The sequence below is a fragment of the Mesorhizobium sp. M0019 genome (genome assembly GCF_040323975.1).
Classification (GTDB): domain Bacteria; phylum Pseudomonadota; class Alphaproteobacteria; order Rhizobiales; family Rhizobiaceae; genus Mesorhizobium.
In genome coordinates, this window is the sequence record NZ_JAMYVK010000049.1 from 16,228 (window position 1) to 31,170 (window position 14,943).

The 14,943-nt window shown below is 58.8% G+C and carries 11 protein-coding genes and 1 pseudogene; 11 read left to right on the forward strand and 1 reads right to left on the reverse strand.

Annotation, left to right across the window (positions count from 1 at the left end; all coding sequences use genetic code 11):
- Positions 1–174 precede the first annotated feature (174 nt).
- From NKK47_RS27550 to NKK47_RS27575, 6 genes and pseudogenes are all read left to right on the forward strand, one after another.
- Complete coding sequence (locus NKK47_RS27550; protein WP_352578966.1) at positions 175–1,560, forward strand: anti-phage deoxyguanosine triphosphatase; 1,386 nt, start codon at positions 175–177, stop codon at positions 1,558–1,560.
- Between the two features lie 394 nt (positions 1,561–1,954).
- A pseudogene (locus tag NKK47_RS27555) lies at positions 1,955–2,524 on the forward strand (ParB/RepB/Spo0J family partition protein); the annotation flags it as partial.
- A 625-nt stretch (positions 2,525–3,149) separates the two neighbouring features.
- On the forward strand, positions 3,150–5,654 hold the full coding sequence (gene ltrA, locus NKK47_RS35250) for a group II intron reverse transcriptase/maturase (protein ID WP_502905059.1): 2,505 nt from the start codon (positions 3,150–3,152) through the stop codon (positions 5,652–5,654).
- A 106-nt stretch (positions 5,655–5,760) separates the two neighbouring features.
- On the forward strand, positions 5,761–6,597 hold the full coding sequence (locus tag NKK47_RS27565; protein ID WP_352578967.1) for a S1/P1 nuclease: 837 nt from the start codon (positions 5,761–5,763) through the stop codon (positions 6,595–6,597).
- A 28-nt stretch (positions 6,598–6,625) separates the two neighbouring features.
- Positions 6,626–7,777, forward strand: a complete 1,152-nt coding sequence (locus NKK47_RS27570) for a hypothetical protein (protein WP_352578968.1) — start codon at positions 6,626–6,628, stop codon at positions 7,775–7,777.
- Positions 7,778–7,810: 33 nt separating this feature from the next.
- Positions 7,811–8,269 carry a hypothetical protein gene (locus NKK47_RS27575; protein WP_352578969.1) on the forward strand — a complete coding sequence of 153 codons (459 nt, stop codon included), beginning with the start codon at positions 7,811–7,813 and terminating at the stop codon, positions 8,267–8,269.
- A gap of 5 nt (positions 8,270–8,274) precedes the next feature.
- On the opposite strand, the gene NKK47_RS27580 is transcribed toward NKK47_RS27575, so the two are convergent.
- Positions 8,275–8,895 (reverse strand): helix-turn-helix transcriptional regulator, encoded by a 621-nt coding sequence (locus NKK47_RS27580; RefSeq protein WP_352578970.1) that lies wholly within the window; start codon positions 8,893–8,895, stop codon positions 8,275–8,277.
- A 357-nt stretch (positions 8,896–9,252) separates the two neighbouring features.
- Here NKK47_RS27580 and NKK47_RS27585 point away from each other — a divergent pair, with 357 nt between their 5' ends.
- Genes NKK47_RS27585 through NKK47_RS27605 form a run of 5 tightly spaced genes read left to right on the forward strand, consistent with a single transcriptional unit; the run spans position 9,253 to position 14,853 of the window.
- Positions 9,253–11,154: an AfsR/SARP family transcriptional regulator gene (locus NKK47_RS27585; RefSeq protein ID WP_352578971.1), complete on the forward strand. Its 1,902-nt coding sequence runs from the start codon at positions 9,253–9,255 to the stop codon at positions 11,152–11,154.
- 14 nt (positions 11,155–11,168) lie between these two features.
- Entirely contained in the window at positions 11,169–11,636 is a 468-nt protein-coding gene (locus NKK47_RS27590; RefSeq protein WP_352578972.1) for a hypothetical protein, read from the forward strand.
- Positions 11,637–11,648: 12 nt separating this feature from the next.
- Positions 11,649–12,932 carry a YcaO-like family protein gene (locus NKK47_RS27595; RefSeq protein WP_352578973.1) on the forward strand — a complete coding sequence of 428 codons (1,284 nt, stop codon included), beginning with the start codon at positions 11,649–11,651 and terminating at the stop codon, positions 12,930–12,932.
- Positions 12,929–13,657: a TfuA-like protein gene (locus tag NKK47_RS27600; protein WP_352578974.1), complete on the forward strand. Its 729-nt coding sequence runs from the start codon at positions 12,929–12,931 to the stop codon at positions 13,655–13,657. Before NKK47_RS27595 ends, NKK47_RS27600 begins: the two co-directional genes overlap by 4 nt.
- Positions 13,654–14,853, forward strand: coding sequence for a hypothetical protein (locus NKK47_RS27605; RefSeq protein WP_352578975.1), 1,200 nt, complete (start codon positions 13,654–13,656; stop codon positions 14,851–14,853). Before NKK47_RS27600 ends, NKK47_RS27605 begins: the two co-directional genes overlap by 4 nt.
- Positions 14,854–14,943: the final 90 nt, after the last annotated feature.

Sequence of the window (14,943 nt, forward strand, 5' to 3'; positions counted from 1 at the left end):
ACGCCTTCGTCGAAGGTTCTAGGAAGGCTGCGCTTACTGGCTATCTTTTTTCTGCGCCCAAGAGAATCACCTCGCGCAGAGTATGATCGTGTTTGGCATTCCAATGTCTATGGTCCTGCAGTAATTGGTTCTGGTTTCATCAACTGAGAAGAGGCCGTTGGACAATCGGCAAAAATGAGGGATGGGTTGAAGGTGGCGGACTGTGACGGAGGGGCGAATATAATTTGGGAAGAGCGCCGTAGCGGATGGAAAGTGCGCGAAGGGGACGCCCGGAGCGAGATGGACGCGGACTATGCCCGTGTCGTTCACTCGGCCTCCTTCCGGCGACTACAGGGCAAAACTCAGATCCTCAACCTCGGCGACAGCGACTTTTACCGGACCCGGCTAACCCATTCCCTGGAAGTAGCCCAGATTGCAAGCAGTGTCACACGCCAATTGCGACACGACAACGAAGGTCCCCCTGCCGTAGCTCACCTACCCGACCTAACCATGATCCAGGCTATCGGCTTTACCCACGATCTCGGTCATCCACCCTTTGGCCATGGTGGCGAGGTCGCGTTGAACTACTGCATGCGGAACCACGGCGGCTTTGAAGGTAACGGCCAAACCCTGCGCATCCTCTCGAAGCTCGAAAAGTTCTCGGCGGCCCACGGTGCAGACCTGACGCGTCGGACCTTACTTGGCACTCTCAAATATCCAGCGCAATTCAGCCGCGTAAACAATCCAGACATCGTGCCGAGCCTCGTTGTTGGGACATCAACCGTCGAGTTGGTCGACAGGAAGTTGTCCAAACCGCCGAAGTGCTACATGAACAGCGAGCAAGACGTGGTCGATTGGATTCTCAAACCGCTCACAGAGAGTGATCGCAGTATTTTCACCTCCGTCGAACCGGTCAAAGGAAAGCACGGCAAAGCGCTGCATAAGTCGTTCGACTGCAGCATCATGGATCTGGCTGATGACATCGCCTTCGGTGTGCACGACCTTGAGGATGCCCTGGCCCTCAAGCTCATCAGTGAGGATGATTTCCGGCAATACGTCCTGGAGGGGGCTTGCACATCGCACCTCGACGCATTGAAGCAAAACTATCCGGATGAATTCGGAAACGACGTCTACGACGGCCTCATCAAAATGCTTTTTAGCAATAGTAGGACTCGCAAGCATGCGATCAGCCGGATGGTCGGACATTTCAACACCAACTGCATCATCGACACGATTGAGGAGATCGACGAGCCGGTGATCCGCTACCGCGCGGGTATGAGGCCCAAGCCACGCCTCTTCCTCGACGCTCTGAAGAAACTCGTTTACGACCTCGTGATCCTCAGCCCCGCAGTGCAACACCTTGAGTTCAAAGGCCAGCGAATGGTCATCGCGGTGTTCGAGGTCTTCCAGTCGGAACCCAAAGCATTCCTGCCTCGCGACACATTTGAGATCTACCGCGACAGCCGCGACCCGGTGCGCGTAATATGCGATCACGTCTCCGGCATGACGGACGCATTCCTGCTGAAGACCTACGACCGGCTGTTCAGTCCCCGCATGGGATCGGTCTTCGACAAACACTGAGAGATGGCCACCTTTTTGACCTCGGTGGCTTGATCAAGTGTTAGCAATCCGTTGTCGGAGCCGGCGCTAATCCAAGCCTCGAGATGAAAACTCTGGCATCACCACGCTGAGCCGTTCGTCGACCGGGCAAGCTCTAATGCCCGAGTCTGCAGGTAGGGGAGAGATGGTCTTGGCCATCTCTCCCCCACGAATGCCGCCTGCGCCAGAGCGGGGTCGCCCGCTCGCAAGGCGGCACATGATCGCAAATTCTTGAGCTGATCCAATCCGCCCCGCTCGACGCGCAGCCCAGCTCTGCTCGCCGGCATTCGCCCCCCTCTCTGCCGCGCGCTCACGCGCCCCCGGAAGGCATGCCGAGGGGCATGCCTTCGGCATGTAACGGGAAAGGACCAGAACCATGACAACCCATGAAACAACTGCAAAGACGGCAACTGCCAGGGAGAGCGGAACGGAGGTTTTCATTCCGCTGAACAAGCTGAAGAAGTCGCCGCGCAATGCGCGTAAGACCCCGCACAGCGAGGCGATCATCGAGGCTTATGCTGCCAGCATCGCCGCCAAGGGCATCCTGCAAAACCTTGTGGTGGAGCCGGAGCTTGACAGCGAGGCCGCGGAAACCGGCTTCTATTTTGTCAGCATCGGAGAAGGCCGCAGGCTGGCGCAGTTGCTGCGCGTGAAGCGCAAGCAGATCAAGAAGACCGAGCCGATCCGCTGTGTCGTTGACACCGTGAACGATGCGCACGAGATCAGCCTGGACGAGAACATCACCCGCGAGGATATGCACCCCGCAGATCAGTTCGAGGCCTTCCGTGGGCTTCACGAGGAACGCGGATGGGGTGCTGAGGAAATCGCCGCCCGCTTTGGCATTACCGCGCATGTTGTTCGACAGCGCCTGCGGCTCGGCGCTGTAAGCCCCAAGCTGATGCAGGTTTATCGCGAAGGCGAGCTCACCCTCGACCAACTGATGGCCGTGCGGCGTGAAGCTGCGTAAGTGATTGTTTTGCTTGTCGTCTAGCGGCAACACGACAAAACCTGCCGTTCCTCCGGCAGTAGCCTAGGGATGCAGGCATGACGGGAGACTGCTGTGTCTGAAGCCATCCTGACAATGTACTCCGATCCCGAAAGGGTGAAGCAGAACCCGTGAGGGCAAACGCGAAGCTGCAAGCATTATGTGGCAGGAGGCTAGGCTTGGAAGTAAGGTGAACATATGTGAATCGGCGTTAAACCTCGTTAGTTGTAACGTGCCAAAGATGCTGTCAGGCACGAACCAAAATGGTAAGTGGGTTGGACTTCGGATTTGCCATTTCCGAAGCGAGGACTTCGAACCCACCGGGGAAAAGCCGGCACCTAACCTTCCATCGTCACTTACGTGGAACACGATAAGCCCGTATCTCTGCCTAGCAATGGGCAGGCCGACCGCAAGGAACGCTGTTGGGGGTGCGGGTATGGGAGGTCGGAGAAAGCAAATGCCGCGCTGTAATGGCGTGGATAGGGGTTGCGGTTCGCCAACATCACCCCGCCCGAAAGGGAGCAGACTTCCGACTGGTCTCTCGTCGCGAGAGAGTTTGTAGAACCCTCGACAGGAGGACACGCAAATGACGGTCATATCCATGACTGGTGCGGCCTCCGGCGGTGAGGTCGACTGGCACCAGATCGACTGGGCTAGCGCGCACCGAACCGCTCGGCGGCTGCAGATGCGTATCGCGAAGGCAGTTCGGGAAGGCCGCTGGGGCAAGGTGAAAGCTTTGCAATGGCTGCTGACCCACTCGCGTAGCGGCAAAGCCATTGCCGTGAAGCGTGTCACCGAAAACCAAGGAAAGAAGACACTCGGTGTTGACGGGGAAATCTGGGACACACCGGGTAAACGTGCCAGAGGAATGTTGTCGCTCGCACGGCGAGGCTATCAGCCACAGCCGTTGAGACGGGTGTTCATCCCGAAAGCGAACGGAAAGATGCGTCCATTGGGCATCCCGACGATGCGGGACCGGGCGATGCAGGCACTCCACCTGCTCGCATTGGAACCGATCTCGGAGTCCACGGCGGACCCGAACTCCTACGGCTTCCGGCCGGAGCGAGCGAGCCGCGACGCGGCGGAACAGTGCTTCCAGGCACTGCGCCAACGTGTATCGGCCCAGTGGGTTCTCGACGCGGATATATCCGGTTGCTTCGACAACATCGGCCACGACTGGCTCATCGCCAACGTCCCCACGGACAAGGTGGTGCTTCGGAAATGGCTGGAATCCGGCTTCGTGCAGGATGGTGAGTTGTTCGCGACGGAAGCGGGAACACCGCAAGGCGGTATCATCTCGCCGACGCTTGCAAACATGACCTTGGACGGGATGGAAAGGGTGTTGCGCAAGCGCTTCGCTCCCAGCCACCCGCAATGTCGAAAGAACAAGGTCAATCTGATCCGCTATGCGGACGACTTCGTCATCACCGGTGCCTCGAAAGAGCTGCTGGAGGAGGCAAGATCGCTGATGGAGGACTTCTTGCAACAGAGGGGGCTCGCCCTCTCGGAGGAGAAGACCAAAATCGTGCATATCGAGGAAGGCTTCGACTTCCTCGGCTGGAACGTGCGCAAATATGATGGGAAGCTCCTCATCAAGCCTGCCAAGAAGAATGTGCAAGCGTTCTTGCGCAAGGTCCGGACGATCATCAGGGAAGCCAGAACCGCGAAGCAGGAATATGTGATCGGTCGCCTCAATCCGGTTATCCGGGGATGGGCGAACTATCACCGCAATCAGGTGGCGGCAGAGACCTTCGGAAAGGTCGATCACCTCATCTGGAAGCAACTCTGGCAATGGGCTTGCCGCAGGCACCCGCATAAGCCGCTAACTTGGGTGAAGGATCGTTACTTCGCTCGGGAAGGCACGCGAAACTGGGTGTTCCGGGCAGAGGTGAATGACGACGAAGGGAACTACGACACGCGAAACGCGCCGGCGCGCCAGATGCTCCGAGCAATCGCCGACCGACCGGGATCGACATTTCGGATGACCAACCGGATGTTCAATGGCTCCGGCCACATCGGTCACAACAAGTTCGTCGTCTACATGCCGGACGGCAAGACCGGCACCCAAGTGCTGACCGGCTCGACGAACTGGACATGGACCGGTATCGCCGGACAGAGCAACAATTGCACGGTAATTGAGGACGCCGATATAGCCGCCGGCTATGTCGACTACTGGGACCGCCTGCTCAAGGACAAGCAGGTCGATCCCGTGCCGCTCAGTGGCCCGGCAACTGGCGCCGTCCAAGGAGACACGCTTAAGACTGGTGATCTCGAGCCCAGGACCGCAGCCCTGGGCGGTGGCGCGACAATAGAGGCTTGGTATTCGCCCAACATGCCGGGGAAAGCGCAGCCAAGCACAAGCAAGAGCAAGGCGCCCGAGGCGCCTCCAGACATGGTGCGGCTGTTCTCCCTGATGCGTCAGGCCAAGCGAGCGATCTTCTTTCTCGTTTTCTACCCCTCTCAGGGGGGTGCCAACTCGATCGTCGGCGAGGCGGTCAACATTGGGCTGAAGGACACTACCCTGGAGGTCGTTGGAGCGGTTTCCGACCCGAAGGCCATGTGGCTCTACCAACCCGGGGGCAAGACGCCCACAGGACAGAAAATCCCTGGCTGGTCGCCACGCGTATTCGAGCAAGCTGGCGTATCAATCGTTCGGGCCACAGCCCTGACGGACAAGACGCTGGCAGATGATATTGGCGACTTCAAGCTGGGCGAGATGTTGACCGCCTTCGGGAACGGTATCGGCGCTATCATCCACGACAAGATTCTGGTGATAGATCCAATGGACCCCAAGAATTGTGTCGTCGCGTTCGGAAGCCACAACCAGGGTTTCAAGGCCTCATACGGCAACGATGAAAACCTCGTGATAGTGCAGGGGCACCGGGCGATCGCCCAGGCCTACGCAGCGCACGTCCTGGATGTCTACGATCACTACAAATTCCGGGCACGTGAGGCTGAGATCGCGGCCAAAAAGAAGGGCCAGAAAAGTACGGCGGGTGCTGACGAGACTGGCTGGGACGGGTTCCTGAAGACCACCGACAGCTGGCAGAAGAAGGCGTCCAAGCGTATCGCCGGCTACGTGACTGAGTAGTTTGTGCGCACTGTCGAACGCCTGGGGCGCTAATGACCTCAGCTTACTGCTGTCGAAATTGTGGCGTACGGGCGTCGTCTTATGACTGCTACAGGGGGAAGGCGCGATGAAGATCATTATTTTCGGCTTACTGCTCGCAGGTACGACTTTCAGCCAAGCGTTCGCATGGGGCCAGGAGGGCCATGCGATCGTTGCGGAAATTGCCCAGCGCAGGCTGTCGGCAACCACTCTGCTCGAGGTCAAGCACATCCTCGGCGGAGAAGTCTCAATGGCTTCCGTCGCGAGTTGGGCGGACGACGTCCGCAGTGGCCCCCATCCCGAGACCTACAATTGGCATTTCGTGGACATTCCCCTGGCGGATAGCACCTACGATCCCGTGTCTGAATGTGCGGCGAGCCCTAAGGGAGATTGTGGAATCGCTGAAGTCGACCGAGCCGAGCACGAAATAACCTGCTCGGCCGATCCAATGCAGCGTCGGGACAGCCTTCGCTACCTGATCCACATTGTCGGCGACCTCCACCAGCCTTTCCACACTGTTGCTGAAGGCAACGGCGGGAATGAAACCAAAATCGTGGTCAAGTTCGGCGGTCTGATTAAATTCCCGCCGAAGGTACCAGACGATAACCTTCACGCGGTCTGGGACAGCACCATCATCAAACAGACGACATATGCCTGGGGATCCTATGTCGACAGGCTTGAAGGTGATTGGCTTCTTAAGCACCCAGAGGCGTCTGAGACGCTGGACCCGACGGCCTGGACACTCGAGGCCCATGCTCTTGCCAAAGACGTGGCTGCAGGGATCACAAACTGCACGACGCTCGACAATAGCTACTATGACAAGGCATTGCCAATTGTCGATGAGCAGTTGGGCCGCGCGGGTCTGCGTTTGGCTGCTGTTCTCAATCGTTGGCTTTCGACCGCTCCGGCTTGTCCGCTACCCTGAAACTTAATCGCACACGGCGGAAGTCCAAATGCTTGGTCTTTCCCTCTGGGATCGCGTTCCGAAGAACCTCCGCTTGGGCCTTATTCCGATCCTGACGACGGCGCTATTGGTACAATCTGGAACCCAGACGGCCACGGTCCTATCATGCCTGTCGCATGGGACGCCATTTTGCAATGATCCTAGCAAGCTTTCGGTCATCGATATCCAGGGTCTCCTGATCCTGGTGAATTTCGTCGTTGTGTTCTGGTTTGCCTATCGGGCCCTAGGGGATTCTCTGGTGAAATCCGGCCAAATCAGCCTTGATGTCAAGGTGATCGGTTTGGGAACTGCATTTTTGAGCAGCCTCGAGATCTATGGGTATGCCTTAAAAAATGGGGTTCCCGAGCGGTTGGTGTTCGCACTCCCGGTCGTCTTTTTCGTATTCATCGTGCCCTTTGTTCTGCTGCGGAGGGCCCAATCCGTCGAGGACTCCGACGACCCGCGTGACACAACCCGGCAAGCCTATTCGTCTTTGCGACAAGTTGTCGTTGCGCTTGTCGCGTGCGTCGCGGCGATCGTCGCGGGTTCGTTCTACTACGTGTTACTGAGCGAGGGGCTGCACTTCGGCTCCGCCGTTTTCATGGCCCCCCTCGTCAGCCGAGAGGCGTGGGTCTTCAATCCGGCGATCCTTGGAATGGGTTGGATTCCCGTTCTTGTCGTGACCCTCAAGTCCGACGGGTCCAACGCCGATGTCGTGCCGCTCGGCATGACCAGCACGGGTGCTGGCTGGCTGTTGATCGGCCCTCTGCTGATCAACGCGGCCATAGGGATTGTCCTGGTTGCCGACAGCAGCATTGTGGGCTCAGCCCTGGTAGGAAACGAGGCTTGGTCACTGTGGATTGCCAAAGCGTGCCTGGGGGCAGGCCTGACCGTGGTTTTTGTCGCGGCCTTCTTCTCCAGCAAAAGGTTCGGCTTCGATTGTTTCGTGGGATTGCTGACGGGGGCCGCAATTTTCGCGGCCTCTGGCGCACTTGCCGGATTGGCGGTGGCCGGCCTTCAAGCTAGCTTCGGCGGCCCTGCGGCTTGGAGCACCTCCGCGGCGATCCAAGCGGGTGGATTTGCTATTGCCTACCTCGCTGGCGTCGCGGCTTTTCGTTGGATGCGGGGCACCTTTCCCGATCTGATCTTAACGACGCAATAACCCTTCGTCATCGATCTGCCATTGGAGGCTGATATGGATACGTTGCAAAGCGCCTGCCTCGTTGCCATTGGGGCTGCGGCTCTGATTAGCGGATCCACCGCCGCACGCGCGTGTGACGAGTTCGCGGGTCGATTAATCTCCAGCGCCGTCGCACCGGCGGTTGAAGGGCTGAAGTGTGAGGGCATCGGTCAGGCGGGGTTGGATAAGCCTGACCATCATCTGCAAAGTGTCTGCTACACGTCCAGTGGCGCTACCTCGCACCTGGAGATTGTTGCGAGTTTGCGTTGCAAGACCAGCGACAAAGCCTTCGTGAAGGCGTCGGTTTCGGACACCGTCACCGCGAAAGCGGAGGTCCGTGGGTCGGACTGCCAGCTGCTCGATATCGACGTGCAGACAAGCGGCGAGGTAGGCAAAATTCTCGTACGGGCGTTCAACATTGATGGGATCGCACGCACGAAGCGTCAAGAGGCACTCGACAAGCTATGCCAATAGGAATTTCAATTAGAACGTCGCGGGCAAAGCGACAGAACCAGATGAATCAACTCGGACTGGGTTCGACATCCGGTCTTGGAGAGAATGCTCTTCATACGCTGTCTGACGGTCGAGATGGCAACCCCTCGCAATTCAGCGGCTTGCTGAAGTGAATTCCCAGCGGCAATTGCATCGACCAGTTGCGCTTCCGCCTTGGACAGCGAGGCCGTTGTAGCAAAGGTCGCAAACGCCAACGCATCGATCCCCTCACCGCGAATGAACAACTCGACCACCATCAAGCTCGGGCCGTAAGCTGCGCCGAGCCCGGTGTGGATCGCGTCGCGAAAGAAGCCTTGCCCATTGCGAATGGAGACCGAGAGCCAAGTATCAGACGCCACGTCGCGTTCGAACAGAAAGGCGCTTTCCCTCCCCGTCGAGAGCAGCCGCGATAGTTCGATATGAAACCGCCGGTCGAGATCCGGCGAGTCAAATGCAAGACACCCCCGGACAAGGCGTGCCGGCCTCTTCCGTCTCAGCATGTCGATGCAAGGCGAGTTTGCAAATGCTACCGCCGCATCCTCCGCATCGATCACCAGGGTCGCCGTCCGCCAGTCCGGACACAGGAGGGGCAGTATTTCGTTGCCCACGGTCTTGGTGCCTCCCGCTCTGTACAATTCAATGATCGATCCACCCATCTGCTCGGGCTATCGGTAAAATCTGTTGAAACAGCGCCGGCTTTTCACACGGCGATCGCGCGCATCGGTTCATTCCTCGCCCTGATCACAAGATTGGTGCGATGCGTGACACCGACGTGACTTGGCGTGACGACACTACCATTTGGTAGTCGCAAATTATTGCGTTGATGTCATTAATCTGACCAGCCTGAATGAGCTTTGCGGCTTGAACTTAAAAATACTTGAACCGCGAAAACATTCGGATAATGTTGTAATCTGAGGCAAAGAAACTGAAAAATGGCGACAGTAGGGGAGCCGTCAGTTCGCATAATGGGCACTCCAGCAATCGCTGGACAGCCCGCCAGGGCGTTTTTTCCAAGTAAAGCTTTTCAACTTATTGCCATACTCAGTCTATCCGCCTCCGGAAGGGTATCACGCAGGGAGATTGCGGATCTTCTGTGGGCGAGCGATTCCGAAGGGACGGCGCTTTCAAACCTAAGGCAACTTATTGCCCGGATTAAGAAAGCCATCCCTGCTGAGAGAGGGCTTCTGGAGGTCGACGCCTATTCCGTGGCGCTTGGACAGGAGCGCGACGAGATCGATGTTTGCCGTCTCATTGCCGGCGCCGGCAATGACGGTCCAACGGCATGCGTCGATGCCATGCGACTGGTTCGAGGCGACCTGCTTGAGGGGGTCGATGACACAACCGATCAATTCTCGCATTGGCTGGCAATCCAACGTGGGGCTCTTCGTGAGCGGTTCTTTCTTATGGCCCAGGCAGGCCTGATAGAGCTTACAAAATATGGCCGGGCACCGGAGAAGAGCCTCAAATTAATAGCCGAGAGAATGTTGGCCTTCGAGCCGGAGCGGGAGCAGAGTTACCGCGCGCTCATAGAGGCCTACGGTCGAAATGGGATGTTTGACGAGGCGCGGCGTATTCATGACACACTCTGTCTTATGCTCCAGCGCGAATATGGGTCTGCACCGTCGCCCGAAACAGCAGCTGTCACCCGCCGCGTCTTCGCGTCCCGCGTGCAATATGGCCCTGCGGTGGTTGCGACCAGCCTGGCGGACGAACGCCCGCGGGTCGCCTTTCTTGCACCCTTGTATGTCGACCAGGCAGCACAAAATCATCTGTTGAGATTTCTGGTCGAGGACGTTGCAAACGAACTTGGTCGGCATCGGAGCTTCCTGGTCTTGGCTCCGCATAGTTCATTCAAGGTAGACCATCTGTCCGGGACTCCTGTCGACAATTCTGTTCTGCGGGCAGACTATACGATCAGTGGTTTCGTCAAACCCGACAATGGCGCAGCCGTGCTTGCGTTGCGTATGACGAAAAGCGCTGCGGGCGAACTTGTCTGGGCGGGGGAGTTCCCGATTGATCCGGCTGCATTCTTTAAATGCTTCAGCCTGCTTTCGCGACGGATCGCGGGAAGTGTGGGTTCGGCGATCGAACGTGACCGGCTTGCGACGCTTCGCGCCAACTGTGACGGCAGCGCATATCTCCACTATCTTGAGGGCCAGAAATGGCTGACGAATTGCGACCTGCCCAAATTGCGCAAGGCCCGTAAGGCGTTCAAGCAGTCGGTAGAGACCAATCCAGGCTTTGCCCCGCCAAGGGCACGCATCGCCCAGACGCTCTATCTCGAGTGGATCCAGCTCGGTGGACAGGATCCAGATCTCTTGAACATCGCGCGCGAACAGTCGGAGATTGCGCTGGCGCTCGATCCAAACGACGCCATAGGCCATTGGATGAAAGGTACTGTCGCGCTCTACCAGCGCGACTTCGACGAATGCGAGGCAAAATTCGCGGAAGCCGAAACGCTTTGCCCGAACTCCGCCGATCTCCTGGTCCAGTATGCCGACGCCCTGTCGCATCTGGACTATCCAGACCAGGGCTGGGCCAAGTTCGAGCAAGCGATCGATCTCAACCCGCTGCCGCCCGATCATTATTGGTGGGCCGGCGCTAGTGTCGCATTCCACCAGCAGTCGTTCGAGAAGACCATCGAGCTGTGCGGCAAGCTTGCCGATGACGAGCCTGTCCTTTCGATGCTGGCTGCCTGTCACGCTCAGCTTGGGCAGATGGAGCAAGCGCGATCTTATGGCCAGCGCCTGAAGGATCTGTTTCCGAAGGGGATGGCGATCGAAAAAAGCAAGCGGGTTTCGCCGGATCGTTCGCCGACACACCGCGCGATGCACATAGAGGGACTTCGGCTCGCGGGAGCGATTTAACAGGGGAGACGGAAATGAGCGCAAAGACCTATCAGAAAGCATATGTCATCGGCGACAAGGAAACCGGCATACTCATTGTGACGCTCAATCCACTGCGCGCCGCGTTGGTGGAACGCGACAAAATCCAGGAGTATGCGGACCGACATAAGCTGACATTCGCCACCGTCTTCGGGCAGGTGGCGGCGGCGATCAAGGGACTTATCCTCGAAACCGATCCGCCGGGTGGACCGGCCAAGGGCGCCATGGTCTTGACGGCTTTCGCCGAGCTGATCGTGCGGGGCGCGACCGTAACGGACGCGGAGTTCTGCTTCATTTCCGATGTCGAGACGTCGAAATGGAAGAGCAAGAGAAGTGGCTTCCTTCCGATCGAACCAATCATCACCGACCTCGATGCCTTTAGGCAAGGCGACGTGCTCAAGTCGGAACTGATGGGCCCGGGTGACAAACCAAAAACCGGCAAGGCGTCAACCAAATCCAAATGATCTGATATCGCCATGTCCTGCAACCTCGACGATCTGACCGAGGAGGCGCGCGCGCTTGGCCGGCGGTTGCGATCGCCGGCAAGGCACAATTTGGTGGCACACTCGAACGAACCGGATACGGATACGATCCTGGTGTTGCTAGAGCCGGCGTTGCCGGGTCTGGGCATCACCCGAGTCGGGGATTTGACCGCGTTGGACACGATCGGCATCCCGGTATTCCTGGCTTGCCGGCCGAATTCGAGATCGCTGTCGGTGTCGCAAGGCAAGAGCCTCTGCGCCACCGAAGCGCGCCTGGGCGCCATCATGGAAGCGCTCGAACAGGCCTTTGCGGAGCGACACGAAATCCTGGTGGTCGAAACAGCCAGCACCGATAAAATGACCTCACGCGGCTTCGAATGCCTGGACCCCGCAACGACCCTTCGCTGCTTTCCAAGTGGACAGAACCATATGCGCCAGCGCTGCTGGGTGCGGGGGGTTTCGCTTCTTGACGGGAGGGATGTCCACGTTCCTTTCGAGCTCGCGGGACTGGATTTTCGAACCGATGCCGGATGGGACCACACGACCTACAGAATGTCGACAGTCGGGCTTGCGGCCGGCATCTCGATGGCCGGCGCAGCACTGCACGGACTGCAGGAGGCGATCGAGAACGATGCCACGGCTCTTGTGGACATCCTTGGCGTGCGACACGCGCTCGCCCGGCCAGTGCTCGTTCGCCCCGGCCTGCATCCGCGCCTTGAGGAGGCGGTGGCAAGGGTGGAGCATGCTGGCTTGCAATGCTTCTTCGCCGAGCTTCGGGGCGGTATCGAGATCGCCACGATCGCTGCCTTTGTGACGTCACCGGTCGGCATGCATGAAAGTCTGGGCATGCGCAGTTTCGCCGGCTTCGCGTGTCGTTTGGCCCCAGAGCAAGCGGCACTTGCTGCACTGCTTGAAGCGGTGCAGTCGCGCCTTACCCAACTCGCCGGATCGCGTGACGACATCGAGCCCGAAGACTATCATCAAGACTTGCCGCCGCCGCTCGAGGGCCTCTCAGGGACGCCCGTCTGGCTCGACGAGATCACCAGTCACGACGACAAGCCTGGTTGCCCTGAAGAGGCATTGCGGCGCCTGCTTTCACGCCTTCGGAACCGTGTCGGCGCCGAAGTGCTGGTGGTCCCACTTGGTGCGGTTGGGCCTGATGTCCGCATCGTCCGGATCATCGTGTCGAACCTGCAGTCGGCCGCGGGAAACGACGTCGTGCGCCTCAGCGCCGATACCCTTGAAACCATGCTCTCCGGCACAAGGGTTCCGGCATGAAAATCGTTTTCGCCGGCCCGAGCATTCATGGCCTGGACAAGTCGCTGCTTGCCGGATGCGTTGTGCTGCCCCCCGCCGGGCGTGGTGATGTCCTGCGCGCAGTATGGCAAGGCGCCGAGGCGATCGGCCTGGTCGACGGCATCTTCGAAAGCGCGCCTTCGGTCTGGCATAAGGAGATTCTTTTCGCCCTCGCATCCGGTGTACGCGTGCTCGGCGCCGCCAGCATTGGTGCGCTTCGGGCGGCCGAATGCCACGTCTTCGGCATGGAGGGCACTGGCGCGATATTCGAGCAGTACAGATCAGGCGAAAGGGTGTGCGATGCGGACGTGGCGCTGGTGCATGCCCCAGCCGAACTTGGCTACGCGCCGCTGACCGAGGCCCTTGCCGACATCGAACCGGCGATAGCAGAGTTCGCGGCAAAGCAATGGCTGAGCGTTGACGACGCCAACGCACTGCTGTCGGCGGCTCGCCGCCTGCATTTCAAGCAGCGGACATGGAATGCCGTGGTGGAGATGGCGGGTTTCGGTCAAACGAGGCGGGCCGCCGTAGCGCACGGGAGGCGGGAGCTCGGACCGGGCCAGAAACAGCGTGACGCCAGCGCGTTGCTGGCGGCGATCTCCCGTCCTCCGTGCCAACCATGCAACGTCGCTGCATTTGAATTTAGCAGAACCGCATTTTTCGACCGATTGCGGCAGCAGACCCCATCGAAAGGTTTGGGCCAATGACTTCTGGAAGCCGTGCGCTTTTTGCAGACTGCGAAGGACGGATCACTCGGTTAGCCGTTCAAATCCAGGCCTATTTGTTCACCGAGGGGTATGCTGCCGAAAAGGCGGCCTATGAAGCATTGCTGCAGACCTTCCCACACGACGTCACAATATCGGTTCTCTTCGACGCCGCAATGGCGGCCGATGTCGCGGCATGGCTGTCGGGCCTTCGGTTGGCCTGCGTCTACAACCCTGTCGGCGTGCCCGGCGGCAAGGTCAGTCTGGGCCGCACGTGGATGCGTGACGCCTTTCTATGCGTGACCGACAACACCACTATACAATATCTCAAACCGTACATCAGCAAACAAGGTGGCGACCAAGCCAACTGGCTGGCCGCTGTGGACGGCAGAACGGTGACGGAACTCGACGACATCTTCCTGGATGGCGGGGACAGTCTGGTCGGAAACAACTTTCGCCTCGTGGGCAACAGGGCTGTGACCACCACATGCGAAGTGATGGATCATCAATGTGATTACCCAACCGCGCTTGGTCGATTTGCCAGACTCGATCATCGGCGCGTGTACCCGGTAGGCTATCGGCCGAGCCGGGTAGAGCACAAGCTACTGTGGTTCAAGGACCAGGTTCGCCGGCGGCTGGAAGCCGCGCGCCAACAGAAAACTGCGGCACTGGCCCCGCCTGGCGGGCTTCCGACTGTGACCCTGACTTTGCTTCGAGCCATGCTCGAAGTGCTACGGCTATTCTTTGCGGACGGCCTTGTCCAGGACTGGGCCCACATCGACCTTGTGGTGTCGGTGACCGGTCGCGAACCGAACGGCAAGCAAGTTCTGCTCGTGGCGAAGACAGAATTGTCACCAAACCCCGGTGAGGACGAAATCCTGGAAAGTGACCGCCTTGAGGCGCTTGCCGCCTACCTCAGCGATTGTGGATTCGAGGTAAGGCGGAACCCGGCACCATATCTTGCCGATCCGGGCATATCGCTCTGTTACAATAACACAATTGTCCAAACTGGGCCCGACAAGGTCTGGTTGCCGCAATTTTCCGATGCCAATCCCGATTACCAAGCCGCCGACGATGCCAATGCACGGATATGGCATGAGGACCTCGGGTTCGATGTCGTGCGTGTGCCTGGCTGGATGATCTACGTCGACTCGTCTGCTTCCATACGTTGCGCGACGAACGTGCTAGAGCGGCAGTAGATGACTTTTTGACTGTCGGAACCAAAGGGGCGACGGGATAAGGCCCAGGTAGGCCGGCGGTTTGTTTCCGGCTGCCTCACTGCGCCCGTG

Excerpts from the sequence above, each read along its gene's own strand:
- NKK47_RS27550 (WP_352578966.1), top strand. The coding sequence starts at position 175 with ATGAGGGATGGGTTGAAGGTGGCGGACTGTGACGGAGGGGCGAATATA.
- ltrA (WP_502905059.1), top strand. The coding sequence starts at position 3,150 with ATGACGGTCATATCCATGACTGGTGCGGCCTCCGGCGGTGAGGTCGAC.
- NKK47_RS27565 (WP_352578967.1), top strand. The coding sequence starts at position 5,761 with ATGAAGATCATTATTTTCGGCTTACTGCTCGCAGGTACGACTTTCAGC.
- NKK47_RS27570 (WP_352578968.1), top strand. The coding sequence starts at position 6,626 with ATGCTTGGTCTTTCCCTCTGGGATCGCGTTCCGAAGAACCTCCGCTTG.
- NKK47_RS27575 (WP_352578969.1), top strand. The coding sequence starts at position 7,811 with ATGGATACGTTGCAAAGCGCCTGCCTCGTTGCCATTGGGGCTGCGGCT.
- NKK47_RS27585 (WP_352578971.1), top strand. The coding sequence starts at position 9,253 with ATGGGCACTCCAGCAATCGCTGGACAGCCCGCCAGGGCGTTTTTTCCA.
- NKK47_RS27590 (WP_352578972.1), top strand. The coding sequence starts at position 11,169 with ATGAGCGCAAAGACCTATCAGAAAGCATATGTCATCGGCGACAAGGAA.
- NKK47_RS27595 (WP_352578973.1), top strand. The coding sequence starts at position 11,649 with ATGTCCTGCAACCTCGACGATCTGACCGAGGAGGCGCGCGCGCTTGGC.
- NKK47_RS27600 (WP_352578974.1), top strand. The coding sequence starts at position 12,929 with ATGAAAATCGTTTTCGCCGGCCCGAGCATTCATGGCCTGGACAAGTCG.
- NKK47_RS27605 (WP_352578975.1), top strand. The coding sequence starts at position 13,654 with ATGACTTCTGGAAGCCGTGCGCTTTTTGCAGACTGCGAAGGACGGATC.